The following is a 24743-nucleotide window of genomic DNA, read 5'->3' on the forward strand; positions in this document are numbered from 1 at the left end:
TCAACCCGCTGCTGCAGTAACCGGCCCGACGATTTCATCGCCGCGTTCGCGCGCGGCACCCATCCGCAGGAACACCGCCCACGTGACGAAGGCGCAGACCACGTAGAAGCCGAGGAACACCCAGAAGGCGTTGGTCGCCGACTTCGCCTGGCCCACATAGGAAGCGCGCAGCACCACGTTGATGAACACGCCACCGAGCGCGCCGATGGCGCCCGCGAAGCCGATCAACGCGCCGGACATGCTGCGTGACCACGCGGCCTTCTCGTCGCGGCTCCACTGATCGTGGCCTTGGGCCTTCGCCTCGAAGATCGATGGGATCATCTTGTAGGTGGAGCCGTTTCCGATGCCCGACAGGATGAACAGCAAGATGAAACCCACAACGTAGCTGGCCATTTGACCGCCGGTCGGGGCGGCCGACGCACGGTCGTCGATCATCCCGGTGGCGACCAGGATGCCCGCGGCGAAGATCATCGCGATGAAGGTGTACATGGTGATCTTGCCGCCGCCGATACGGTCAGCCAGCTTGCCGCCGTACGGGCGGGCTATCGACCCCAGCAGCGGTCCGATGAACGCGATCTGGGCCGCGTGCAGCGCCGCCTGCGCCGGATTGTCGCCGCCGGCAAGGAAGTTGATCTGCAGCACCTGACCGAACGCGAAGGAGAACCCGATGAACGACCCGAACGTGCCGATGTAGAGGAAGCTCATCACCCAGGAGTGACGGAACCGCAGGGCCTCCGCCATCGCGCCGAGGTTGGACCGCTGGTTGCGCAGATTGTCCATGAACAGCGCCACGCACAGCGCCGCCGCTGCGATCAGGACAAGGTAGATGACGCAGACGATTTCCGGCGCGGTGTTGCTGACCGTCGCGATCACCAGCAGGCTGACCAGCTGGATCACCGGGACGCCGATGTTGCCGCCGCCTGCATTCAGGCCCAGCGCCCATCCCTTGAGCCGCTGCGGATAGAACGCGTTGATGTTCGTCATCGACGACGCGAAGTTGCCGCCGCCCAATCCCGCGAACGCCGCGACCACCATGAACGTGGTGTACGACGAGTCCGGCCGCTTCATCACCCACAGGGTCAACAGGGTCGGGATGAGAAGCAGCAGCGCGCTGACGATCGTCCAGTTCCGCCCGCCGAATCTGGCGGGTGCGACCGTGTAGGGGATGCGCATGAAGGCGCCGATCAGGGTGGGCAGGGCCACCAGATAGAACTTCCCCGCGGCGTCGACGTGGTAAATCGCCTGCGGCATGAACAGCACCATCACCGACCAAATGGACCAGATCGAGAAGCCGACGTGCTCGGCGAAGATCGAGAACAGCAGGTTGCGTTTGGCGATCGTGGCGCCTCCCGCCTCCCACGCCTCGGCGTCTTCGGCGTCCCAATGCTCGATGTTGCGGTCGCGCTTCAGAATCTTCACGGTTAGCAGGCTGCTGCCAGCCCATTCCGCATCGATTGCCCAGCCGTGTCCGGAACGTCAACACCCGCTCACTCGGGTGCCGTGGGCGCGTGCGCGGTGGACGAAACGCGGTCGAAACAATCGTGACCCAGGCCACTGCAATCCGCCGGTTTCAGCAGGTTGCGATCAGGTGTGCCGGGCCGCCTCCTTGGCCAGCGCCACCCGAGAGGTGATGCCGAGCTTCGCGTAGACGTGCGTCAGGTGGGTCTGCACGGTGCGATGTGACATGAACAACCGCGCGGCGATGTCCTTGTTGCCGAGTCCCTCGCAGACCTGGCGGACCACGTCGAGTTCGGTCGGCGTCAGCGAATCCCACCCCGTCGACGGCCGTTTGCGCTCACCGCGACCGCGCATGGCGTAGGAAATCGCTTCGGACAGCGACAGGGCAGCTCCTTCGGCCTTGGCTGCATTGAAACCATCCTCGCCCAAGGCTTCGCGGGCCGCAGCCAGTGCAGCGGCGTACGCCTTTTCGTAAATTCTGAATGGCACGGTGCCGCCCTGCCGTTGCCGAATCGCTTCTGCCGCACCCGCCAACCGTGCCGCCTCGCGATGATTTCCTGTGGCACAGGATACTTCGGCCAGGATCTCCACCACATCGGGTGCGACTTGTAAGGCCTGGACCTCGCTGGCCGTGGACAGCGCATCGAGGGCATCGCTTTCGCCTTGCTCCAGATCGCCCTGGGCGATGGCCACATGTGCGCGCGTGACCAACGCCCGCGCCCGATGCCAACCCATCATCATCGACACCGCCTCATCGGCGCGGCGCCTCGCGGAATCGAGGTCGCCCCGGACGAATGCCAATTCCACAGTGGCGTTGACGTTGGCGATCCCGAACTCGGGATGGGATGTCATTATCTGCGACATAACGTCATTGGCCCCGCGTGCTGCGTCAATATCACCCTCGAGCAACGCCGCTTGCGCAAGGGGCGCGTAGGCCCACGGCGAAAGAAGGGGTCCGAGTTCGACGGCTCTTTGGACACCCTCCTGCGCGCAAGCACGGGCTTCGCTATACCGACCCTTCACGGTAAATGCATGTGCCAGAGCGATGTCGACGAGGAGTAGATGGAATAGGTCCGCCGCACGCTCTGCCTCCGCCTGAAGCTCCTGCAGCAGCGCTATTCCCGTTGACACCTCTCCTCGTTGGAAAGCCGCCAGCGCGACGCCCCAATACCGGCACATACGTGAGATGAAGTGGTCTCCAACGGCATCGGCCAGCGGGTAGCCCTCCTCGCCTGCGGCGGCGCAGGTTACCGGGTCTCCCATGACACTTGCCGAAAGGGACTGCCAAGCCAAGATCTGGCTCAGGCGCCAGCGGTCACCCAGCGCGCGGGCCACCTCGAGGGCCTCGGCAAGATACGGCCCGGAGGCCTGGATGTCGAACGTGGCTGCGCCGACGCATGCCGTGAGTGCGCGCGCCAGGAGCACGCGGTCGCCGAGGTTCCGTGCGATGGCGAGCGCTTCTTCGGCCGGCTTGATGCTGGCTGTCTCAACGGTAAAGGCCCCAAGCACCGCGCTGTCGGCAAGTGCCCGTGCGCGTGTCGCCGCGTCCACCTCGGCGTTCAGGTCGTCGATCTCGCTGAATACCGCCTCGAACCATGACAAACCCTCTTGCGGTCTACCGCCTAGCAGCCACAACGGATACAGTGCGCACACCAACTCCAATGCCTGAGTGAATTCTTTGCGCTCCACGTCCCACGCGAATGCCGCACGCAGGTTGTCGATTTCGGCCACGGCGCGCACCAGCAGTGGTTCGTAGCCAGCGGGCGTCACAACGTCGAACTCGAGCGCGATGGATGTGTAGTGATTACGGTGGCGATCACGCACCGTATCGGCTTCCCCGGACTCGCCGAGCTTCTCCATCGCGTATTGGCGCACTGTTTCAAGTAGCCGGTAACGCGTTCGCCCGCTTGCGGTTTCGGCCACCAGCAGTGATTTGTCGACGAGCAATGTCAACTGGTCGAGGATCTGATGCCGGGGCAGCCCGTCGTCGCTGCACACCTGCTGCGCCGCGATGAGATCGAATCCGCCCATGAATGCCGACACGCGCCGGAACAGGATGCGTTCGGGTTCGGTCAGCAACGCATGCGACCAGTCGACCGACGCCTCCAGGCTCTGCTGGCGCCGCACGGCCCTGCGCGAGCCACCGGTCAGCAGGCGGAACCGATCGTGCAGGCTGTCCAGGATCTCGGTCAGCGAGAGCGAACGCACGCGTGCGGCGGCAAGCTCGATGGCAAGCGGCATACCGTCAAGCCGCGAACAGATCTCGGCGACGGTCGCCGCGTCGTCGCCTACCGCGGCGAAGTCGGGCCGCACACGCCGCGCACGGTCGGTGAACAACTCGATGGCCTCGTCGTCCAACGACAGCGAGGGCACCCGCCACGTCACTTCACCGTCCACCCCGATTGGTTCCCGACTCGTGGTCAGCACGGTCAGCCGCGGGCAGGCATCGAGCAGCATGACGATGAGTTCGGCGCTCGCGTCGAGCAGGTGCTCGCAGTTGTCCAGCAGCAGCAGCATTCGCGTGTCGCCGATGAATCGGACGACCGACTCGGTCCTCGTCCGGCCCGGCTGGTCGGGCAGCCCCAGTGCACGCGCCACCGCGACGGGTACGAGTTCGGTGTCGGTGATCGGGGCCAGATCGACATAGCGAACGTCGTCACCCCACTCGGCGGCGGTGTGAACGGCCAGCCGCGTCTTACCGGAACCGCCTGCGCCGGTGAGTGTTACCAGCCGGTTGTCGCCCAGTAGCTTGCGCACTTCGGCAATCTGCTTTTCGCGGCCGACGAAGCGCGTCAGCTGCGTGGGAAGGCGTGGGGCGGCCTCCTGGTCGGTGGCTCGCAGCGGCGGAAAGTCGTTGCGGATATCCGGATGGCACAGCTGGACAACGCGTTCCGGGCGCGGCAGATCGCGCAGCGCATGCGGGCCGAGGTCGGTCAGCCACGCGTCCTCGGGCAGATGATCGAGCACCATCGATTCCGTCGCCCCCGACAACAACGTCTGGCCACCGTGCCCGAGGTCGCGCAGCCGCGCGGTGCGGTTGATCGTCGGGCCGACGTAGTTGCCCTCGTCGCGCAGCTGGATTTCTCCGGTGTTCACTCCGATACGCAGTCGGATCGGCGCAAGCGGTGCGCGTTGCAGTGCCAGCGCGCACGCGAGCGCATCGCTGGCCCGGGCGAATGCCACGACGAAGCTGTCGCCCTCTCCCTGCTCGACGGGGCGCACTCCCCCATGGGCCGCAACGAGCTCGGCCAACGTGGCGTCCAGCCGGGCGATGGCGGCCGTCATCTCCGCGGGCTGGGTCTGCCACAGCCGCGTCGACCCCTCCACGTCAGCAAGTAGCAGCGTCACCGTGCCTGTCGGTAGTCCCATGGCTGAGGTCATGTCGCTCCTCACGTCCGCGGAGGCGCTCCACTCGAGTTTGCTCATGCTAGCCAGCATGCGGTCCGCGCGAGGGTCAAAACATCAGCGCATGCGCGTATTTCTGCGGTCGGCGAGCCGGTCGCGGTACGACCTTCCGTCGGGGTCGTAGAACGCGCGATACGCGGGCTCCGCCCAGATCCGGGTGAACAACCCCAGTTTTTCCGGGCGGTGCGGACGCAGCCGCCCCGGCGGCCGCGAACCCCTGCGGCCTCCTTCATGCCATTCGTCGAGCGCGCCCGCCGATTCCTCGATCGTCTTCACAGCGGTGTGCAGGTCGACCAGCCCGTCGTCGTCGCTGCCGTCGGCGGCCCTGTCGAGGTGCTCGCGGATCAGCCGCAGCCGTAAGTCCCGCGCGAATTCCCCGGTGTCGTCTAAGACCGCGCACGACAGTTCGCTGTCGTGGGTCCACGAGCGGCGGTTGAGGTTGTCACTGCCGACCGTGGCCCAGATGTCGTCGATCACGCAGACCTTGGCGTGCACGTAGACGGGGGTGCCGTCGTGGTTCTCGACGTCGAAGATGTGCACACGGTCGGGATCGGCGCGTCGGCACGCCTCGATAGCCTGTTGTCTCCCAACAAGGTTGGGCGGCAAGGACAGCCGGCCGTCGACATCCGGATACCGCGGCACCACGGCGATCAGGTGCAGCTCCGGATTGTCCGCCAACGACTCGGCGAACAAGTCGGCGACGCGCTTGGACCACAGGTACTGGTCCTCCAGATAGATCAGCCGCCGGGCGCGGCGCACCGCTTTCGAATAGCCCCGGGCGATGCTGCGCTCACCGTGCGGTGCGAAGTCGTATTCGAAATGCGCATCCGGATAGGTACGCAGCACCTGCACGGTATGCGGGCCGCACGGCGGCGGATCGGCGGGCTGCTCGGGCAGACGCCCCGGCGAAAGATCCGCACCGCGGATCTTGTCCATCACCCACGCGATCGGCGACAGCATGTCCAGCGGCGCGGGATCATTCCACCGCTCGCGGAAAGTAGTGTCCAGCGCGCCGACGACAGGGCCCTGCAGCCGCAGCTGCACGTCGTGCCACGGCGGATACCTCCCGTACTCCTTGGACATCTGCTGCGCCTGCCGGTCGCCGCGATGGGATTCGTCGTCGCGGCGGGAATGGCACAGATCGATTCCGCCGGCGAAGGCGACGTCGCGCTCCGGGCTGTCCTGGTGGCGGATCACCACCATCTTCTGGTGGTGCGAGCCGCCGAACCGCACGCGTTGGTCGAGCAGCACCTCGCCGCCCGCCGCCTCGATCGCCTCGCCGAGGTGCTGGTTCTCCTCCTCGCTGTAGGAAAACTTGTCCAGGTGTGAGCGCCACACCAACCCTTTGACGACGACGCCGCGTTCGGCCGCCGCAGAGAACAACTCACGGATCGTCGGGCCGTCGTCCCGCATCTTTTCGTCAGGGTCACCCCGCCAGTCGGTGAAGAACAAATAGTCGCCCTCACCGAGCGCCTCCACCTCGTCGACCAAGCGGTCGAAGTAGGTGGCGCCGTGGATCAACGGTTCGGCGCGGCTCCCTTCGCACCAAGCGGGGATCGTGGTGAACGGGTTGCCTCGCTCCTCCGCGGTCAGAAACCACTCGGCGATCTCCGGCATCCGACCCGAATAGCCGCAGGCGATCGCCGCCAAACGCGACCGCCGACGCGCGCTTCGACCGCCACCGCATGGGTGAGGCCGCGAGCCTCGGCCTCACCCATGACGAGTTACGCACGGCAACAAAGGAATTCGAAGACGGCGCAGCCCGCCGCGTCCGCGGCCTGGTGCGCGGGTTCCTAACGCTTGTGGCGCATCAGCCGTGCCCCAGCTGATGGGCTAGCGTGCCCGCGATCGCGGGCTGTCGAAACCGGTGCCCCAACTCGCTGAGCTTCGCGGGCACGACCCGCTGGTCGGCCTCGGCCAGTTCGCGAGCGCCTTGACCGCCCAATAACATTCGTGGCCCGATCGACGGCACAGGCACTGCGGCGGGTCGGTTCAGCACCTCCGCCAAAGCCGCGGTGTAGTCGAGATTGCGCACCGGGTTCGGCGCGACGGCGTTGACCGGGCCGGTGAGCCGGCTGTCGTAGAGCGCGCGATAGTACACATCGAGCAGGTCGTCGAGTCCAATCCACGACAGCCATTGGGTACCGCTGCCGAGGCGTCCGCCCAAGCCGGCCAGAAACAGCGGTCTCAGCAGCCGTAGCGTTCCGCCGGCGGCGGCCTGCACGATTCCCGTCCGCACGGTGACTACCCGCAGGCCCCCCTCGGCGGCAGGACGCGTCGCGTCTTCCCAGTCCGACACGACATCGGCGAGGAAGCCGTCACCGCGCACGCTGTCCTCGCTCAGCGGGGCATCGCCGCGGTCGTGCCCGTAGATCCCGATCGCTGATGCGCTGACGAAGATTCGCGGCCCATCGACGGTATCGGTCGCCGCCCGCGCCAACGCGCGCGTCGGCTCGATCCGGCTATCGCGGATCGCGGCCTTGTGACCGGAGGTGAATCGTCCCGCGATCGAGGCACCGGCCAGGTGGACGACGGCGTCGACTCCCGAGAGCAGATCGGCAGCGGGAGCTTCGGGCTGCCACTGCCGCTCGTCGGCGGCGCGGGCGGGGCGTCGCACCAACCGGAGCACTCGATGCCCGCCGGTGGTCAGAAACGCCGTGAGCGCCGACCCCACCAGCCCGGAAGCGCCCGTGACGGCGACGACCATCGGACCGGCGCCGGCCGATGCGGCGTCGCGATGAGCGGCGAGATCGTCGGCGAGCTGGCGGTGCCGGTAGACAAAGGTGGGTCGCAGCGCGGCACCGGGAATCGTGGTGTCGACTCGGTCGCGCACCGTCGTAGCGCCGCCGGGCGCGTCGTAGAACTCGTGGGTGTGTCGCCACCGGCCGATGATTCGGGGAGGCAGCGACCGCAGCCCGGCCGCGGACAGTTCGTCGACGAACCGGTGCGGGGGGTCGAAACCGTCCGGGTCGTGGCGAGCGACCCAACGCAGGCCTGCGGGCAGGCCGAGTACTGCGCGGCCGTCGGCCAGCGATTCGGTTTCGGTCACCACCGTCATCGGCTGCCACGGAGGAACGAGCCTGCGCATGGCGCCGGGCCGGGTGTGCCACGCGAAGACCTCGACCAGTGGATGGTCCACGGTGCTTTCGTATCCGATGCTCATGCGTGGTCTTATTGCCCGTCGTAGGCTAAAGGAGTCCCCGAAACGGGAAGACGTCATCAATGGCCGGATGGAGTGGGCTCGCGCGACGCAGCGCGAGACGAACCTTCCGGGACCGCCGCGAAGCCGGCCAAGTCCTGGCTGAGGAGTTGGCGGCCTATCGCGGCCGAGACGATCTACTGGTGCTCGGATTGGCCCGCGGCGGAGTGCCCGTCGCTTGGGAGGTCGCCTCGGCGCTTCGGGCGCCACTGGATGTGTTCCTGGTTCGCAAACTCGGCGTGCCGCAGTGGGAAGAGCTCGCGATGGGGGCACTGGCCAGCGGCGGCGGCCTGGTGGTCAACGACAACCTGATGACGAGCCTTGGCATCACCGAGGAGGCGCTGCGCGCCACGATCGACCGCGAGACGGTCGAACTCCACCGTCGCGAGACGGCCTACCGGGGTGACCGGCCGCCCGCCGACCCGAAGGGGCTGACGGTGATCATCGTCGATGACGGAATCGCCACCGGCGCAAGCATGTTGGCCGCCGTGCGAGCGGTGCGGTCGGCTGCGCCGGCCAGCGTCGTGGTCGCCGTCCCCGTCGGGGCGGCGTCGGCGTGCAATCAGCTGGGCCGCGAGGCGGACGACGTGGTGTGCGCGACGATGCCGCCGTCGTTCGAAGCGGTCGGGCAGGTGTACGCCGACTTCCACCAGGTATCCGACGAGGAGGTACGCGAGCTCCTGGCCACGCCAACGCACTAGTGTGTGTTGCGGTCCTCCCCGGCGACCTCGTCGGTAGAGTCGTCGACGGTTTCGGTTGGGGCCGAAGCGGTTTCGGCGCCGCTGTCGGCCGGCTCGTCGGGATAGTCTGCGTCGAATTCCTCGTCGGACCGCTGTGCCGGAGCCTCGGAGTCGCGCCGGGAACGTTCCCGCAGCGCGTCGATGATCAGCAGGACGACACCGATGACGCTGGCGGCGATGCACACCCAGGCGATCAGCTCATTGCTGGTGACGACCGCGGTCACCAAGGCCGCGAGGCCGATGAGGGCGAGCACCAGCGCAACGATCAACATTGGTTACTCCCTTCGCCGCGTGGCTGGGAACCTCAGTTGTTGCCGCGGCTGAACTGGTTGAATCCGCTACCGCCGTCGTTGTTGGCGCTCGAGTCGACCGGGGCGGCCGAGCCGCGCTGTCCCAGTTCCTCGAGCTGAGACTCGAGATAGGTCTTGAGCCGGGTGCGGTATTCGCGTTCGAAGGTGCGGAGCTGTTCCAGCCGGCCCTCGAGAACCGTGCGCTGCTGGTTGATGGTGCCCATGATCTCGGAGTGTTTGCGCTCGGCGTCGGCCTGCAACGCGTCGGCCTTCTCCTGCGCCTGGCGCAGCTGGGTCTCGGAACGGGTCTGCGCGTCGGCGAGCATCGCGTCGGCGCGCTGGCGGGCCTCGGCCACGGTGGACTCCGCGGTGGCGCGTGCCTCGCTGACCATCTGGTCGGCCTGGGCGCGTGCATCCGACAGCAGCTTCTCCGATTCCGCCTTGGCGGTCGAGGTCAGCCGGTCAGCGGTGTCCTGGGCCAGGCTGAGCACGCGGGCGGCCTTGAGGTGCTGGTCCTCGCTGGGGGCGGCTGGCGCCGCGGCCTGCGCCGGCGCCTCGTACACCGGCTGCGGCGCGGGTTCGGGTTCCGGCTCGGGCTGGTACAGCGGGATGGCCTGCGTGGACTGTCCGCCACCGCCTGCGCGGGCAGACGACAGCTCCTGGTCCAGCTCGGTCACCCGCTGGCGGAGGTCGGCATTCTCCTCGATGAGACGCGTCAGCTCGTTCTCGACGAGATCGAGGAAGGCGTCGACCTCGTCCTCGTTGTAGCCGCGCTTGCCGATGGGTGGCTTGCTGAACGCGACGTTGTGAACGTCGGCTGGAGTGAGCGGCATTGTCTGCCCCCTAGATGGTGTGGACCGTCGATCGATCTCAAAGTGTAGAGCGTCAGTGGAGTAACTGGCGTCCATCCTGTCACAGCAGACCCTACGGTTGCAGAGGAGGTCAATAATTAAGAACGAAATTCAAAGTTCTTAGTCGAATTTCGACGCCTGGCAAACGCCGACGTGATGCGGCCAAGATGCGGCTAAGCCGCGGCGCTGAATGCGAGCTGCATGCCGATGAACGCGACGAGCAACAGCACCATGATCGACAGGTCGAAGCGAACCGCTCCTATGGTGAGCTGCGGAATCAGGCGTCGCAGCAGCTTAACTGGCGGATCTGTCAACGTCATGATGGCTTCGAGGACCACCACGGTCGCACCCCTAGGATGCCAGTCGCGGCTGAACGAGCGGATGAACTCGACCACGACCCGGGCGATGAGCAGCAGCCAGAAAACGAACAGCGCGAAACCCAGAATCTCAAAGAACAGGGCCAACTAAGCCGACCTCACTACAGCCGATGTGACGTTCGATACAGGCCGCGGGCCGGTGCGGCAGCCGCGTTGACGTCAGCCTACCCGCCCAGCGCGCAGCGCAGCCGGTCGCGGCGGCTCGGCCGGCTTACTGATAGGCGTAGAAGCCGGTCTCGGCGATGCGCCTGCGGTCGTCGGGAGTGACGTCGACATCCGCGGGCGAGAGCAAGAACACCTTCGTGGCCACCTTGTCGAAGGAGCCACGCAGCGCGAAGGCGAGGCCGGCCGCAAAATCCACCAGCCGCTTGGCGTCGGCGTTGTCCATGGTCACCAGGTCCATGATCACCGGCGTGCCGTCGCGGAAGCGCTCGCCGATGGTGCGGGCCTCGCTGTAGTCCTTCGGGCGCAGCGTAGTGATCTTCGACAGCGGGCTGCTTTCGTCGAACAGCATCGCCATCCGGCGCGGGTCCATCGCCAGCGCACCCCGGGTCGAACCCCGCAGCGGGGCGAACCGCGGCGCGGGACGGTCGAATTCGCGCGGATGGAAGCGCCCTTCGTCGGGATAGCCGCCGCGGTAGCCGCCGGGCATCTCGTCATCGTCGTAACGGTCGTCGTAGCGGCCCTCGAATCGGTTGTAGCCGTCGTCGGCGAACCGCTCACGGCGCGGGTAGGGCCGCGATGGACGGTCTTCGTCGTCGTAGTACTCATCCTCGTAGTCGTCCATAGGCGCCATGCCGAAGTACGCCTTGACCTTGTGCAGTGTGCTCATCGCTGGACCCTTCTTGCGTGATGCCTGTGATGAAGATGTGACTAGAGTGACTACTCATGGTGACGTTAGAGGACGTTGCCCCAGAAGCGCGGTACCGACACGCACACACGTCGAACCGTGTTTGACCGCCGCCTCGAGGTCGCCAGACATTCCCGCCGACAGCCCGAGCCGCTGCGGATAGGCCGGCTGAACCCGCTGGTGTTCCGCCTGCAACCGGGCGAACGCCTCGTCGGGGTCGGCGCCCAGCGGCGGTATACCCATCAAGCCGACGAACTGCAGGCCCTGGGCCGAGTGCGCCTGGGCGCACAGCTCGTCGACGAGGTCCTGGCGCGCGATGTCGACTCCTCCGCGCTCCACGTCGCCGTCGAGGCTGATCTGGATGTACACGGCCAGCGGGTCAGACCGGGAGCCGTCGGCGAGCGTGCGGCAACACGCACGGTCCAGTGCGGAGATCAGCCGGGCGCTGTCGACCGAATGCGCGGCGTGGGCCCAGGTGGCGATCGAGCGCGCCTTGTTGCGCTGGATCCGGCCGACCATGTGCCAGCGAATCGGCGAAGCAGGGCCGAGTGAATTGCATTCGGCGGATTTCGCGGCCGCTTCCTGTTCGCGGGATTCACCGAATTCCACACAATCTAATTGCGTCAAAATAAGTACATCGGTTGCTGGAAAGAATTTCGTAATGGGCAGCAATTGAATCTCTTCGACATTTCGCCCCGCGGCGTCTGCCGCCCGCACGAGCCGTTCGCGCACGCGACTCAGCGCAGAGGCCAGTTCGACTTCTCGCGCGGTGGCCACCGTGTCATTCCATCCAGACGACCGACGCCAGCCTGCCGGTCGGGGCGTCGCGCCGGTGGCTGAACAGGGTGCGGTCGTCGACCGTGCATCGGGGATCGATGTCGATGGCGGTGATGCCCAAATCGATTAACTGCCGGGCGATTCCGGCCCGTAGGTCCACGGCCGGGGTGCCGCGCGAGGTGGTGGTCCGGCTGCCGGGCAGGGCGGCCTCGACCTCGTGGGCCATGGCCTCGGGCACTTCGTAGTTGCGGCCGCTGACCGCCGGGCCGAGCAGAACCGAAAGGTCCTCGGCGTGGGCGCCTGCCTCATACATCGCTTCGACGGCGCGCACGACGATGCCATTTTGTGCACCGACTCGGCCGGCATGTACCGCCGCGACGACCCCGGCGCGGGCGTCGGCCATTAATACGGGAACGCAATCGGCGGTTACCACCGCCAACGCCAATCTCGGTGTCGTCGTCACCAAAGCGTCGGTGTTGTCGACTGCGGCGCCCACCGGCGCGTCGACTCGTACCACCCGATCGCCGTGCACCTGGTTCATCCACACCACCGCGTCCTCGCCGAGCCCGATCGACGACGCCAGCCGCTTGCGGTTGGCCGCGACTGCCGCCGGATCGTCACCGACGTGGTCGCCGAGGTTGAACGAGTCGTATGGCGGCGCCGAGACACCTCCGGCCCGGGTGGTCGTTACGCGCCGAATCCGGACACTCACCCCGCGGGCGCCCCGATCAGTGCCGCATGAAGGGCGGCACGTCGACGTCATCATCGGAGATGCCGCCGTCGTCACCACCGATGCTGACCGTTGCCCCGTTCGTGTGCACCGGCACGCTGGCGGCCTCGACAGGCTCGAACAGCGACGACGTCACCTTGCCCGCCTGGGCCGGCGCGATCGTCTGCTGCCCCGTGCTGCTGACCACCGGCTTGCGGCTGGGTCCCGAGGCGTCGAAGCCCGCCGCGATCACCGTGACCCGTACTTCGTCGCCGAGCGAGTCGTCGATGACCGTGCCGAAGATGATGTTCGCCTCGGCGTGCGCAGCGTCCTGCACCAAGGAGGCCGCCTCGTTGATCTCGAACAGCCCGAGGTCGCTGCCGCCCGCGATGGACATCAGCACGCCCTGCGCACCCTCCATCGAGGCCTCGAGCAACGGGGAGTTGATGGCGATCTCGGCCGCTTTGAGCGCTCGCCCGTCGCCGCGCGCCGACCCGATGCCCATCAGTGCGGTGCCTGCGCCGGACATGATGCCCTTGACGTCGGCGAAGTCGACGTTGATCAGGCCGGGGGTGGTGATGAGGTCGGTGATGCCCTGCACGCCGTTGAGCAGCACCTCGTCGGCGCTGCGGAACGCGTCCATCAGCGACACGGCCGCATCGCCCATCTGCAGCAGCCGGTCGTTGGGGATGACGATGAGGGTGTCGCAGCTTTCGCGCAACGCCTGGATGCCGTTTTCGGCCTGGTTGCTCCGCCGCTTGCCCTCGAAGGAGAACGGCCGGGTCACCACGCCAACGGTCAGCGCACCGAGCTTGCGCGCGATCGACGCCACCACGGGCGCGCCGCCGGTACCGGTGCCGCCGCCCTCGCCTGCGGTGACGAACACCATGTCGGCGCCGCGCAGCAGTTCCTCGATGTCGTCCTTGGCATCCTCGGCGGCCTTGCGACCGACCTCGGGGTCGGCCCCTGCGCCCAGTCCGCGGGTGGAGTCGCGCCCGACGTCGAGTTTGACGTCGGCGTCGCTCATCAACAGCGCCTGCGCATCGGTGTTGATCGCGATGAACTCGACGCCCTTGAGGCCCTGCTCGATCATCCGGTTGACGGCGTTGACGCCACCGCCACCGATGCCGACCACCTTGATGACGGCGAGGTAGTTATGCGGCGGGGTCATCGCTTGGCCCTCTTCTCGCAAGCGCTCATCATCGCTGTACCTTCTTCGCGCCAGCGCTCATCAGCGGTCGCCTTTCCTCCCAGATGTATCTTTCGGTGCGATGAACCCTTGAGCAAACCCTCAACCTCAACAAGAGGTTCATAGTTATGTCAAGTTGTTCCGCGCAACCAGAACGGTAGGGCGAGGTCAAGCACTATCCATGCAGGCGCGCCGACGGAACTTTCGGGAATTTCCCGTGATCTCGTGCACGTCGGGTCACTTGACCGTCGGCAAATCCGGGCTCGACACGTCGTAGGTGTGGCCTGGTTGGGTCAGCAGCGCGGCGAGTTTCTGCGCCTTCTCCTCGGTGCGGTCGGTGGTGCCCCATACGACTTCCCTGCCGTCGGCCAGCGTGAGGATGACCCCTGCGACCGATGGTGCGGAGACACGCGCCACCTGGCCCGCCACGTCGGGAGGCAGGGCGGTCATCACCTCGAGCGCCGCCTTCGTCGGCGCATCGCCCGGCCCCGGGTTGTCGGCCTCGAGGTAGGGCAGGTTGGCCGGCGGCGGCCCGATCGCGAAGTCCACGCCGTCGCGGTCGAACAGGTGCGGCCCGTCGGGATAGTCCTTGACCACGACCGGCACACGTTCGACGACCGTGATCCGCAGGGTCGACGGGTATTCGCGCTGCACGCGTGCGCTGGCAATCCGGCGGATGGTGGCCACTCGCTCGGCCACATCGTCGGTGTTCACCTGCAGCAGCGGCGTGCCCTGCTGCACTGCCGCCGCAGTGGTGATCTCCTCCTGCGTCACGGCGCCGACGCCGGTGATGACGACATTGCGGACCGCCATGATCGGGGTGAAATACAGAAGCAGGCCCAGCCCCACGAACAGCACGACGAGCAGGACCGTCCACACCAACATCTTGAGGCCCCGAACCTTGCCTCGCGCAGGAATTTTGGAGTCATCGGTCGACTTTCCCTGTACGCGCCGCTTGGCTTCCCTGCGGGCCTGCTCGATCGCGACGGCCCGAGCCTGTGCCGCACGCCGCGCCTCGCGCTCGCGCCTGGCCCGCCGTCGCGGACCCTCAAACTCCTCTGCGGGCGGCTGGTCGGGCTCCGGTGGGGTCTCGGTTTCGGCGGCGGTGTCGGCCGGTTCGGTATCCGCCGGCTCGGGCTCCGTATCAGTGGGCTCGGTGTCGGCCGGCTCGGCGGTGGTCTCGGCTGCGTTCTCCGGCTCGGTCATCGCGCACCAGTCCCGGGTTCCCTGCTGGGCGCCGACCGGTTCGCCCTGGCCTGAAGCGCCGCGACGATCTCGGGGCCGAGCATCGTGACGTCGCCGGCTCCCATCGTCACGACCACGTCGCCCGAATGCACCGCGTTGGCGACCAACTCGGCGACGGCGGAGAAATCAGGGACGTAATGCACCGGCTTGCCGACATGTTCGGCGATGGTCGCGCCGCTCACACCGGCCATCGGTTGTTCCCGCGCGGCGTACACGTCGAGCACGAACACTTCATCGGCCCCGTCGAGCGCCTGCCCGAACTCGCGCGCGAATGCAGCTGTGCGCGAATACAAATGAGGCTGGAACACCACGATCGAACGGCCGCGTCCACTCTGCTCGGTGACTGTCCGCACGGCGCTGAGGGTGGCGCGGACCTCGGTCGGATGGTGGGCGTAATCGTCGAAGACGCGAACGCCGTGCCCCGTGCCGACGAGCTCGAAGCGGCGGCGGACACCCTCGAACCCGGCGAGTCCGTCGAGCACCGTCTCGGCGGGTGCCCCGACCTCGATCGCGGCCAGCAGCGCGCCGAGCGCGTTGAGCGCCATGTGCCTGCCCGGCACCGACATCCGCATCACGCGTGGATGCTGCTCGCCGGCCAGCTGGATATGCGCGACGGCCCCGGTGTTCTGCTGCTCCCAGCTCACCAACTTCCCTGCCAGGTCGGGCCGATCGTGACTGCCGTAGCGCAGCACCCGGATGCCCAGCGCCGCAGTGCGTTCGGCGAGCGCCGCGGCGCCGGAGTCGTCGGTGCACACCACCAGCGCTCCCCCTGGCGCCAATCGCTCGACGAAGTCGTCGAAGACCGCGCCGTAAGCCTCTGCGCTGCCGAAGAAGTCGAGATGGTCGGCCTCGATGTTGGTCACGACCGCGACGTTCGGCGTGTACTCGAGCAGCGAGCCGTCACTTTCGTCGGCTTCGGCCACGAAGCAGCGGCCGCTGCCGTGGTGGGCGTTGGTTCCCGCTTCGCCGAGGTCGCCGCCGACGGCGAACGACGGGTCGAAGCCCGCGTGCTGCAACGCAACGATGAGCATCGACGTGGTGGTGGTCTTGCCGTGCGTGCCGGTGACCATCAGCGTCGTGTAGCCGGCCATCAGCTTGGCCAGTACCACCGGCCGAAGGATTACAGGAAGACCGCGGCGTCTGGCTTCCACGAGTTCAGGGTTGGTCTTCGGGATGGCGGCGTGGGTGGTCACCACCGCGGTCGGCCCACCGGGCAGCATGTCGAGCGAGGACTCGTCATGGCCGATGCGGATCACCGCTCCCCTGGCGCGCAGCGCCGCAACGCCGCGTGACTCCTTGGCGTCGGAGCCCGACACCAGCCCGCCGCGGTCGAGCAGGATGCGCGCGATACCCGACATGCCCGCCCCGCCGATGCCGACCATGTGCACCCGCTGCAGCTCCTCCGGCAGCGAGGTCACCGGACCGGCTTTCGGCTGCGCGCCACCTCCACGGCGATCTCGGCCACCCGCTGGGCGGCGTCGCGGTGACCCGCCAGCGCGGCCGCGGCCGTCATCGTGGACAGTCGCGGCTCGTCATTGAGCAGTTCCGCCACGGTGCGGCCCACGAATTCTGGCGTGAGGTCGGCGTCGTCTACGAGGAGGCCGCCGCCGGCGTTGACCACCGGCAGCGCGTTCAGCCGTTGTTCGCCGTTGCCGATCGGCAGCGGAACGTACACAGCGGGCAGCCCGACGGCCGAAACCTCCGCCACCGTCATGGCACCGGACCGGCAGATCGCGAGATCGGCGGCAGCGTAGGCCAGATCCATCCGGTCGAGGTAGGGCACTGCGAGGTACGGTGGGTCGCCGTCGGCGGGCTCGGGCAGCTCGAGGGTGTTCTTCGCGCCGTGCGCATGTAGCACCGAAATGCCAGCTGATGCAAGCTCTTTGGCTGCAGCAGACACCGCTAGGTTGAGCGACCGCGCGCCCTGCGAACCGCCGAAGACCAGCAGTACCTTCGCGTCGTCGGCGAATCCGAAGTGCGCGCGGGCCTTCGCCCGCTCCGCCGCGCGGTCCAGCGATGTGATCGCCGAACGCACCGGCACGCCGACCACCTCGGCGCGCGGCAGGCCGGGATCGGCGACGGCCGACAGCACCCGCGTCGCCGAGCGCGCACCGAGCTTGTTCGCCCAGCCGGCACTGGCGTTGGCTTCATGCACGACGACCGGCACCCGCCGCCGCCGCGCCGCCAGGTAGGCAGGTACGGCGACGTAGCCGCCGAACCCGACGACGACATCGGCGTCGACCTCGTCGAGCACCCGGCGCGTCTCCGCGACGGCGTGGCGCACTTTTACGGGCAGCCGCAGAAGGTCGGTGGTGAGCTTGCGGGGCAGCGGGACGGGCGTGATCAGCTCGAGGTGGTAGCCGCGCTCGGGCACCAGGCGGGTTTCAAGGCCGCGCTGGGTGCCCAGGGCGGTGATCTTCACGTCGGGCACCAGCAGGCTCAGCGCGTCGGCGACGGCCATGGCGGGTTCGACATGTCCTGCCGTCCCGCCGCCGGCGAGAACTACGGATATCACCCGTGACGTTGACCTTCCAATGTGCGAGCCCGTCGGCCCTGGTGGCGTTGACCAGCCGCGCTCTGCCGCACCCGCTCCTCGCGTGCGCGGGAACCCTTTCGCTCCTCACGTGCGCGGGAACCCTTTCGCTCCTCGCGTGCGCGGGAACCCTTTCGCTCCTCACGTGCGCGGGAAGCGCGCTGGCCGCCTCCATGATGCCCTGCGCCCCGCACCGGCCGGTCGGCCCTATGGGGTTTACGTCGGTTCTCCTTGGCGGGCTTGCGCTGGGGCTTGGCGGCCGGCTTTTCTTCGCGGGAGCGCAGCCGGCCGCGAAGCGCCTCGGTTCGGGTCGGGATGTACGGCGCGGGCAGCGGCAGACGCAGCAGCCGGTTCACCCGGTCATCACGCCCGGCGCGCAGCGCCGCCACCGCCTCGGGTTCATGCCTCGCCGCGTTGGCGATCACGCCGATGATCAGAAGCGTTGTCGCCGTTGATGTTCCACCTGCGGAGATCAGCGGTAGCTGCAGCCCGGTCACCGGCAGCAGCCCGATCACATAACCGACGTTGATGAACACCTGGCCGAGCACCCACATGGTCGCGGTGGCGGTGAGCAGGCGCAGGAACGGGTCGGCCGACCGGCGCGCAATTCGCATGCCGGTGTAAGCGAAGAGCCCGAACAGGGCCAGCAGGCCCGCTGCGCCGATGAAGCCCAGCTCCTCGCCGATGATGGCAAAGATGAAGTCGTTGTGCGCGTTGGGCAGGTAGTTCCACTTCGCGGTCCCCTGCCCAAGGCCGTCGCCGAAGATGCCGCCGTTGGCCAGCGCGAAGCGGGCCTGTTTGGCCTGGTAGCCGGAGCCCTGCGAGTCGGCGCCCGGGTTGAGCCAGGACATCACCCGGTCCGACCGGTAGCCCTCCGACACCGCCAGCACCCCGGCGGCCAGGACGGCAGCGAACAGCGAGGACAAGAACACCCGCAGTGGCAGGCCCGCGTACCAGAGCAGGGCCAGCAGGATGATGCCCAGCGACACCGTCTGCCCCAGGTCGGGCTGGGCGACGATCAGCGCCAGCGCGATCACTGCCGCCGGCACCAGCGGGACGAGCATCTCGCGCAGCGACGCCTGCTCCATGCGGCGCGCCGCCAACAGATGCGCCCCCCAGATCGCGAACGCGATCTTGGCCAACTCCGACGGCTGCATGGAAAAGCCCGCGACGACGAACCACCCGCGGGAACCGTTGGCCTCCTTGCCGATTCCCGGGATGAGCACCAGCACCAGCAGCACGATGGTGACCGCGAAGCCGGTGAAGGCGAGGCTGCGCATGGTCTGCACGCGCATACGCATCGCGGCATAGAACGCGAAAAGGCCGACCAGCGTCCAGATCAACTGCTTGCCGAAGATCACCCACGGCGAGCCGTCCTCGTCGTAAGAGTGCACGCCCGACGCCGACAGCACCATGATCAGCCCCAGCGATGTGAGCAGCGCGGCGACGGCGATGATCAGATGAAACGAGGTCATCGGCCGGCCGAGCCAGGCGCCGAACCGCGTGCGCGGAACGCGTGCGGTGGCCGCCGGCGGCGGGGTGGCCGACGAACCGCCGGCGCGGCGGAGCTTCAGCCGCTCGAGCATGCTGCTCATGGGCCGCCTACCGCGTCGCGCGCACGGCGGCCGCGAAGGCGTCGCCGCGCTCGGCGTACCCGCTGAACTGGTCGAACGACGCCCCCGCGGGAGCCAGCAGCACGGTGTCGCCCGGCCGGGCCAGTCGGCGTGCCGCCGCGACGACGTCCGTCATCAAGCGAGTCACAGAAGGCACATCTGGCTCATTGGTATCAGACACCCCAGAATCCTCCCCCGTCACAACCTCGAGGACGGGGACATCCGGCGCGTGTCGCGATAACGCCTCGGCGACCAGGGCGCGGTCGCGGCCGATCAGCACGGCCCCGACCAGGCGCTGCGCCACGTCGGCTACCAGCTGCTCGACCGAGGCGCCTTTGAGCAGGCCGCCCGCGATCCACACCACGCGCGGATAGGCGGCGATCGAGGCATGCGCGGCGTGGGGGTTGGTGGCCTTCGAGTCGTCGACGTAAGTCACGCCGTCGACCTCGGCGACGATCTCGGCGCGGTGCCTACCGACGCGGAACGACGAGAGCGCCGCGGCGATGGCCGGGGCCGGCACGTCGACGGCTCGGGCCAGTGCCGCAGCGGCCAACGCGTCGAGCACACCGACCGGGCCGGGCACCGAAATCGAGGTGGCATCCGCAAGCGGCAGGTCGTCGCCAAACGCGCGGTCGACCAGCACGCCGTCGCGGACCCCGAGCTCCCCTGCGGCCGGCTCGCCGAGCCGGAAGCCTGCCCGCACCGGTGCGGCGGCGCGGTCCAGCAGGCCGGCCGCCACGGGGTCGTCGAGCCCGACGACCGCCACCCGGCCGTCCAGCGCCCGCGCCTTGTCGGCCGCGTACGCGGCCATCGAGCCGTGCCAGTCGAGGTGATCCTCGGCGACGTTGAGCACCACGCCGGCCTCAGGCCGCAGCGATGAGGCCCAATGCAACTGGAAGCTCGACAGCTCGACCGCCAGCAGCTCGGCCCGCTCAGCGAGCATGTCGATCACAGGGTTGCCGATGTTGCCGCACAGCACGGCGCGCCGGCCCGCCGCAACCAGCATCGCGTGCAGCATCGACGTCGTGGTGGTCTTACCGTTGGTGCCCGTCACCACCAGCCAGCGTTTCGGGGTGCCGAACCAGCCGGCCTGATCCAGCCGCCACGCCAGCTCGACGTCCCCCCAGATCGGCACGCCCGCCGCGGCCGCGGCGGCCAAAACCGGTGCGGTGGGCGGAAATCCGGGGCTGGTGACAACGAGGACGTAGTCGCCGATGTGGGCGACCGCCTCGGCGCTGGTGACGACGGTCGCCGGGGTGATGAGCCGCTGAAGGGCTAGCGGGTCGTCGTCACAGATCGTCAGCCGCACAGCCGTCGATTCCAGCGCCGCACTCACCGAGCGGCCCGTGATTCCGGCGCCGGTCACCAGCACGCGGGCGCCGGGCGTCAGCGGGGCGACAGCGGGGCGGGTCATCTCAGGCACCGACGGTGGTGAGCCACTCGCTGTAGAAGAGCGCGACACCGAGCCCGCATGCGATCGCGGTCAACAACCAGAAGCGGATGATCACCGTGGTTTCGGCCCAGCCGACGAGCTCGAAATGATGGTGAAACGGCGCCATCCGGAACACGCGCCGCCCGGTGGTGCGGAACGCGAGAATCTGCACGACGACCGACGTGACCTCCGCGACGAACAGGGCACCGAGGACGACGGCCAGCATCTCGGTGCGGCTGAGCACCGACAGGCCGGCGATGACGCCGCCGAGCGCCAGCGAGCCGGTGTCGCCCATGAAGATCTTCGCGGGCGCGGCGTTCCACCACAGAAACCCGATGCAGGCGCCCGCGGTCGCCGCGGCGATCAACGCGAGATCCAGCGGGTCGCGCACGTTGTAGCAGCCGACGCCGGGCGCCGTCGCACAGGCGTTGCGGAACTGCCAGAACGTGATGATCACGTAGGCCGCGCACACCATCGCCATCGCACCCGCGGCCAGGCCGTCGAGCCCGTCGGTGAAGTTCACCGCGTTTGACCAGGCGTAGGTGATCAGCACGCAGAACAGCACGAAGATCGCCGGAGCCAGTGTGACGGTGGCGATCTCGCGCACATACGACAGCTGTGCGCTGCCGGGCGTGATGCCGTCGGCGTTGCGGAACTGCAGGGCCAGCACCCCGAAGATGACGGCGGCCAGCAGCATGCCGACGGTCTTGGCGGTCTTGTTCAGACCCAGGTTGCGCGACCGCCTGATCTTGATGAGGTCGTCGACGAAGCCGACCATGCCCAGCGCCGTGGCAAGCCCCAGCGCCACGAGCCCGGACGCCGAGGGGCCATCGCCGTCGAGGGCCATGCCCACCAGGTGGGTACCGAGGTAACCGGCCCAGATGCCGGCCAGGATCGCGACACCGCCCATCGAGGGGGTGCCGCGTTTCTTGTGATGGCTCGGCGGGCCGTCCTCGCGGATCTCGTGGCCGAACCCCTGTCGGGTGAACAGCTGGATCAGCACCGGCGTCAGCAGTATCGACACCGTCAGCGCTATACCGACGGCGATGAGGATCTGCCTCATGAGGCGACCAATGCCTCAGCCAGCTTTCCCAGGCCCGCCGCGTTCGACGCCTTGACCAGCACCACGTCCCCGGTGCGCAGTTCGGCTCGCAACACGTCCAGCGCGGCGTCGGCGTCGGCGACCATGGTGGCCTCTCCTCCCCATGAACCCTCCATGACCGCCCCGTGGTGCATGGCGCTCATAGATCTCCCGGTTCCCACGACGATGAGTCGACTGACATCTAATCGCACGGCCAACCGGCCGATGCGATCGTGCTCCGAAATCGCGTCGTCGCCGAGTTCGGCCATCTCACCGAGCACGGCCCAGCTGCGCCGGGTCCCACCGCCCTGGCGAGCCATCCAGGCCAGCGATTTCAGCCCGGCCAGCATGGAGTCCGGGTTGGCGTTGTAGGCGTCGTCGATGATGGTGACTCCGTCGGCGCGGGTCGTGACGTGCATGCGGTGTCGCGACACCGGGCCCGCCCCGGCCAGCGCCTCGGCCACCTGAGCACCGGTCGCTCCGCACTCGAGCGCCACCGCGGCCGCACACAGCGCGTTGGACACCTGATGGTCGCCGTGCACCGCCAGCGCGATGTCGGTTTCGACGCCGGCGGCGTGCAGCGTGAAGCGTGGGCGGGCCACCTCGTCGAGCGTCACGGGGCCCGCCCACACGTCGGCGCCCGGTGACCGCGACACCCGCACCACGCGGGCGGCCGTCTTTTCCGCCATGGCAGCGACGGCGTCGTCGTCGGCGTTGAGGATGACCACGCCCGAGGACGGAACAGCTTGGGGCAGTTCGGATTTGGTGCGGGCAATGGCTTCGCGGGAGCCGAACTCGCCGAGGTGGGCGGTGCCGACATTGAGCACGACGGCGATCGACGGCGGGGCGATCGACGCGAGCGCGGCGATGTTGCCGGGGTGGCGCGCCGACATCTCCAGGACCAGAAAGTCGGTATCCCGGCTCGCTTGCAGCACCGTCCACGGATGGCCCAGCTCGTTGTTGAACGACCCCGGCGGGGCGACCACCGCACCGAGGGGGGCGAGCACCGCGGCCACCAGATCCTTGGTCGACGTCTTTCCCGACGAGCCGGTGATTCCGACGATGGTCAGCCCGCCGGCCACCAGCTCTGCGGCCACCGCCGCGGCCAGTCGGGCCAGCGCGGCCAGCACGGCGGCGCCCGAGCCGTCGGTGTCGTGCTCAAGCACGCCGGACTGCGCATCCGTTCGGTCATCGGCGCGGGGGGCGACGACGATCGCGGGCACCCCCACCGGCCGCGCGGCCAGCACGCCGACGGCACCGGCAGCCACGGCCGCCGCGGCGAAATCGTGCCCGTCCGACCGCGCGCCGGGCAGCGCCAGGAACAGCCCGCCGGGTGTCACCGCCCGCGAGTCGAATTCGACGGTGCCGGACACCCGGGTGGTTGCGGCGTCGGCGGGTGAGATGTCGCTGAGCTCACCGCCGACGATGTCGGCGATCTGAGCGAGGGTCAGGTCGATCACGCGGTGTTCCCCACTGCCTCGAGCGATGCGGCAAGCTCGTCACGGTCGTCGAATGGCCGGGTCTGCCCGTGGCTGGTCTGGCCCGGCTCATGGCCCTTGCCCGCCACCAGCACAACGTCACCGGCGCGGGCCCACGCGACGGCGTGGTCGATGGCTTCACGGCGATCGCCGATCTCGACTACCTGAGCGCGGCCACTCGCCGCACCGGCGACGATCGCCGCCCGGATTGCGGCGGGCTCTTCGTCGCGGGGGTTGTCGTCGGTCACCACCACCAGGTCGGCGAGCTCGGCGGCCACCTGGCCCATGGGTTCGCGCTTGCCGGGGTCGCGGTTGCCGCCCGCGCCGAACACGATCGCGATGCGGCCACTGCTCTGCTCGCGCAGCGTCTCCAGCACAGCGCGTAGCGCCCCGGGCTTGTGCGCGTAGTCCACGAGCGCCAGGAAATCCTGCCCGCGTTCGACGGGTTCCAACCGGCCGGGTACCCGCGCGTCGCGCAGACCCGGGGCGGCCTGCTCGGGTGAGACCCCGACCGCGTCCAGCAGAGCGGCGGCCAACAGGCAGTTGGCGACGTTGAAACGGCCCGGCAGCGCGATGCGCAGCCCGTGGTGCACGCCCGCCGGGTCGACGGCGAAGAACTCCTGCGCGCCGCGCTCGACCGTGCGGATGTCTTCGACGCGCCAATCGGCGGCGCTGCCGGTCGCGCTTACCGTCACCGGGTCCGACGCGAGCTCGGCCATGGCCCGCCCCGCGTCGTCGTCGACGCACACCACCGAAGTGGTTGCCGCCGTGGGTGATCCAGGCCGGAACAAGCGCGCCTTGGCGTCGAAGTAGTCCTGCATCGTCGGGTGGAAGTCGAGGTGGTCGCGCGACAGGTTGGTGAATCCACCGACCGCGAACTCCACGCCGTCGACACGGCCGAGGCTCAGCGCGTGACTGGACACCTCCATCACCGCGGTGTCGACGCCGCGCTCGAGCATCAGCGCCAGCAGCGCCTGCAGGTCGGGCGCCTCGGGGGTGGTCAGCTTGCTCGGCAGGTCCTCGCCCGCGATGCAGATCCCGACGGTGCCGATGAGCCCGGCCACCCGGTCAGCGGCCCGCAGGCCGGCTTCGACGAGATAGGTGGTGGTGGTCTTGCCCGACGTGCCGGTTACCCCGATCACCCGCAGGTGCCGCGACGGGTTGCCGTAGACGTCGGCGGCCAGCCCGCCGAGCACCGACCGCGGCTCGGGGTGGACCAGCACGGGCACCTTCGCGTCGCCGTCCATCAGCGTCAGGCCATCGGTGTCGGTGAGAACCGCGACCGCGCCGCGCCGGATCGCGTCGGCGGCATAGCGTCCGCCGTGTGAGGATGCGCCGGGCAGCGCGGCGAACAGATCACCGGGCAGCGTGTCCTGGCTGCGCAGAGTGACGCCGGTGACGACGGTCTCCTTGCCGTGGCCCACGGGTGAGAGAACCGCGCCTACCCGGTCGCCCAAGGGCCCGAGCGCCAGGCCGGCGGGATGGCTGGGACGCAGCTTCATGGCCTTGACACAGT

The 24743-nt window shown here is 68.4% G+C and carries 20 protein-coding genes; 1 reads left to right on the forward strand and 19 read right to left on the reverse strand.

Annotated elements, in window-relative coordinates; genetic code table 11:
- From A5651_RS17840 to A5651_RS17855, 4 genes are all read right to left on the reverse strand, one after another.
- Positions 1-1410, reverse strand: a complete 1410-nt coding sequence (locus A5651_RS17840; protein ID WP_369803969.1) for a nitrate/nitrite transporter — start codon at positions 1408-1410, stop codon at positions 1-3.
- Between the two features lie 174 nt (positions 1411-1584).
- Positions 1585-4896, reverse strand: coding sequence for a LuxR family transcriptional regulator (locus tag A5651_RS17845; RefSeq protein ID WP_082943828.1), 3312 nt, complete (start codon positions 4894-4896; stop codon positions 1585-1587).
- 24 nt (positions 4897-4920) lie between these two features.
- On the reverse strand, positions 4921-6480 hold the full coding sequence (locus tag A5651_RS17850) for a phospholipase D-like domain-containing protein (RefSeq protein WP_066983685.1): 1560 nt from the start codon (positions 6478-6480) through the stop codon (positions 4921-4923).
- Between the two features lie 193 nt (positions 6481-6673).
- Complete coding sequence (locus tag A5651_RS17855) at positions 6674-8026, reverse strand: TIGR01777 family oxidoreductase (RefSeq protein ID WP_066983687.1); 1353 nt, start codon at positions 8024-8026, stop codon at positions 6674-6676.
- A 59-nt stretch (positions 8027-8085) separates the two neighbouring features.
- Here A5651_RS17855 and A5651_RS17860 point away from each other — a divergent pair, with 59 nt between their 5' ends.
- A complete protein-coding gene (locus tag A5651_RS17860) occupies positions 8086-8763 on the forward strand; it encodes a phosphoribosyltransferase (protein WP_066983689.1) in 678 nt (225 codons plus the stop codon).
- Here the strand turns inward: A5651_RS17860 and A5651_RS17865 are convergent.
- The 15 genes from A5651_RS17865 to A5651_RS17935 all read right to left on the reverse strand — a co-directional run bounded on the left by A5651_RS17865 (position 8760) and on the right by A5651_RS17935 (position 24729).
- Complete coding sequence (locus tag A5651_RS17865) at positions 8760-9074, reverse strand: hypothetical protein (RefSeq protein WP_066983691.1); 315 nt, start codon at positions 9072-9074, stop codon at positions 8760-8762. The genes A5651_RS17860 and A5651_RS17865 overlap by 4 nt on opposite strands.
- Before the next feature lie 32 nt (positions 9075-9106).
- Positions 9107-9925, reverse strand: coding sequence for a DivIVA domain-containing protein (locus A5651_RS17870; RefSeq protein ID WP_066983693.1), 819 nt, complete (start codon positions 9923-9925; stop codon positions 9107-9109).
- Positions 9926-10116: 191 nt separating this feature from the next.
- Entirely contained in the window at positions 10117-10407 is a 291-nt protein-coding gene (locus tag A5651_RS17875; protein WP_066983695.1) for a YggT family protein, read from the reverse strand.
- Between the two features lie 124 nt (positions 10408-10531).
- Complete coding sequence (locus A5651_RS17880; RefSeq protein WP_066983698.1) at positions 10532-11152, reverse strand: cell division protein SepF; 621 nt, start codon at positions 11150-11152, stop codon at positions 10532-10534.
- Positions 11153-11206: 54 nt separating this feature from the next.
- Positions 11207-11947, reverse strand: a complete 741-nt coding sequence (locus tag A5651_RS17885) for a YggS family pyridoxal phosphate-dependent enzyme (RefSeq protein WP_066983702.1) — start codon at positions 11945-11947, stop codon at positions 11207-11209.
- A gap of 4 nt (positions 11948-11951) precedes the next feature.
- The gene (gene pgeF, locus A5651_RS17890) at positions 11952-12659 is read right to left on the reverse strand and encodes a peptidoglycan editing factor PgeF (protein WP_066983705.1); all 708 of its coding nucleotides are present in this window, start codon (positions 12657-12659) and stop codon (positions 11952-11954) included.
- A gap of 16 nt (positions 12660-12675) precedes the next feature.
- Positions 12676-13827, reverse strand: coding sequence for a cell division protein FtsZ (ftsZ, locus tag A5651_RS17895; protein WP_066983708.1), 1152 nt, complete (start codon positions 13825-13827; stop codon positions 12676-12678).
- 255 nt (positions 13828-14082) lie between these two features.
- Positions 14083-15051, reverse strand: coding sequence for a cell division protein FtsQ/DivIB (locus A5651_RS17900; protein WP_066983711.1), 969 nt, complete (start codon positions 15049-15051; stop codon positions 14083-14085).
- A complete protein-coding gene (gene murC, locus A5651_RS17905) occupies positions 15048-16472 on the reverse strand; it encodes a UDP-N-acetylmuramate--L-alanine ligase (RefSeq protein WP_231988733.1) in 1425 nt (474 codons plus the stop codon). The genes A5651_RS17900 and murC overlap by 4 nt, the downstream gene beginning before the upstream one ends.
- Positions 16473-16504: 32 nt before the next feature.
- Positions 16505-17626, reverse strand: coding sequence for an undecaprenyldiphospho-muramoylpentapeptide beta-N-acetylglucosaminyltransferase (gene murG / locus A5651_RS17910; protein ID WP_066983719.1), 1122 nt, complete (start codon positions 17624-17626; stop codon positions 16505-16507).
- Positions 17602-19218 (reverse strand): putative lipid II flippase FtsW, encoded by a 1617-nt coding sequence (gene ftsW / locus A5651_RS17915; RefSeq protein ID WP_066983721.1) that lies wholly within the window; start codon positions 19216-19218, stop codon positions 17602-17604. Before ftsW ends, murG begins: the two co-directional genes overlap by 25 nt.
- A 7-nt stretch (positions 19219-19225) precedes the next feature.
- Complete coding sequence (murD, locus tag A5651_RS17920; RefSeq protein WP_066983724.1) at positions 19226-20650, reverse strand: UDP-N-acetylmuramoyl-L-alanine--D-glutamate ligase; 1425 nt, start codon at positions 20648-20650, stop codon at positions 19226-19228.
- 1 nt (position 20651) lies between these two features.
- Positions 20652-21731 (reverse strand): phospho-N-acetylmuramoyl-pentapeptide-transferase, encoded by a 1080-nt coding sequence (gene mraY / locus A5651_RS17925; RefSeq protein WP_066983726.1) that lies wholly within the window; start codon positions 21729-21731, stop codon positions 20652-20654.
- A complete protein-coding gene (gene murF, locus A5651_RS17930) occupies positions 21728-23209 on the reverse strand; it encodes a UDP-N-acetylmuramoyl-tripeptide--D-alanyl-D-alanine ligase (protein WP_066983730.1) in 1482 nt (493 codons plus the stop codon). The genes mraY and murF overlap by 4 nt, the downstream gene beginning before the upstream one ends.
- Entirely contained in the window at positions 23206-24729 is a 1524-nt protein-coding gene (locus A5651_RS17935; RefSeq protein WP_066983733.1) for a UDP-N-acetylmuramoyl-L-alanyl-D-glutamate--2,6-diaminopimelate ligase, read from the reverse strand. Before A5651_RS17935 ends, murF begins: the two co-directional genes overlap by 4 nt.
- Positions 24730-24743: the final 14 nt, after the last annotated feature.

It is taken from the genome of Mycobacterium sp. 1274761.0, assembly GCF_001668615.1.
Lineage (GTDB): Bacteria > Actinomycetota > Actinomycetes > Mycobacteriales > Mycobacteriaceae > Mycobacterium.

Bases quoted from the DNA above. Each gene is read 5' to 3' on its own strand.
- A5651_RS17845 (WP_082943828.1), bottom strand. From the start codon at position 4,896: ATGCTGGCTAGCATGAGCAAACTCGAGTGGAGCGCCTCCGCGGACGTG.
- A5651_RS17850 (WP_066983685.1), bottom strand. From the start codon at position 6,480: ATGCCGGAGATCGCCGAGTGGTTTCTGACCGCGGAGGAGCGAGGCAAC.
- A5651_RS17855 (WP_066983687.1), bottom strand. From the start codon at position 8,026: ATGAGCATCGGATACGAAAGCACCGTGGACCATCCACTGGTCGAGGTC.
- A5651_RS17860 (WP_066983689.1), top strand. From the start codon at position 8,086: ATGGCCGGATGGAGTGGGCTCGCGCGACGCAGCGCGAGACGAACCTTC.
- A5651_RS17865 (WP_066983691.1), bottom strand. From the start codon at position 9,074: ATGTTGATCGTTGCGCTGGTGCTCGCCCTCATCGGCCTCGCGGCCTTG.
- A5651_RS17870 (WP_066983693.1), bottom strand. From the start codon at position 9,925: ATGCCGCTCACTCCAGCCGACGTTCACAACGTCGCGTTCAGCAAGCCA.
- A5651_RS17880 (WP_066983698.1), bottom strand. From the start codon at position 11,152: ATGAGCACACTGCACAAGGTCAAGGCGTACTTCGGCATGGCGCCTATG.
- ftsZ (WP_066983708.1), bottom strand. From the start codon at position 13,827: ATGACCCCGCCGCATAACTACCTCGCCGTCATCAAGGTGGTCGGCATC.
- A5651_RS17900 (WP_066983711.1), bottom strand. From the start codon at position 15,051: ATGACCGAGCCGGAGAACGCAGCCGAGACCACCGCCGAGCCGGCCGAC.
- murC (WP_231988733.1), bottom strand. From the start codon at position 16,472: ATGGTCGGCATCGGCGGGGCGGGCATGTCGGGTATCGCGCGCATCCTG.
- ftsW (WP_066983721.1), bottom strand. From the start codon at position 19,218: ATGAGCAGCATGCTCGAGCGGCTGAAGCTCCGCCGCGCCGGCGGTTCG.
- murD (WP_066983724.1), bottom strand. From the start codon at position 20,650: ATGACCCGCCCCGCTGTCGCCCCGCTGACGCCCGGCGCCCGCGTGCTG.
- mraY (WP_066983726.1), bottom strand. From the start codon at position 21,731: ATGAGGCAGATCCTCATCGCCGTCGGTATAGCGCTGACGGTGTCGATA.
- A5651_RS17935 (WP_066983733.1), bottom strand. From the start codon at position 24,729: ATGAAGCTGCGTCCCAGCCATCCCGCCGGCCTGGCGCTCGGGCCCTTG.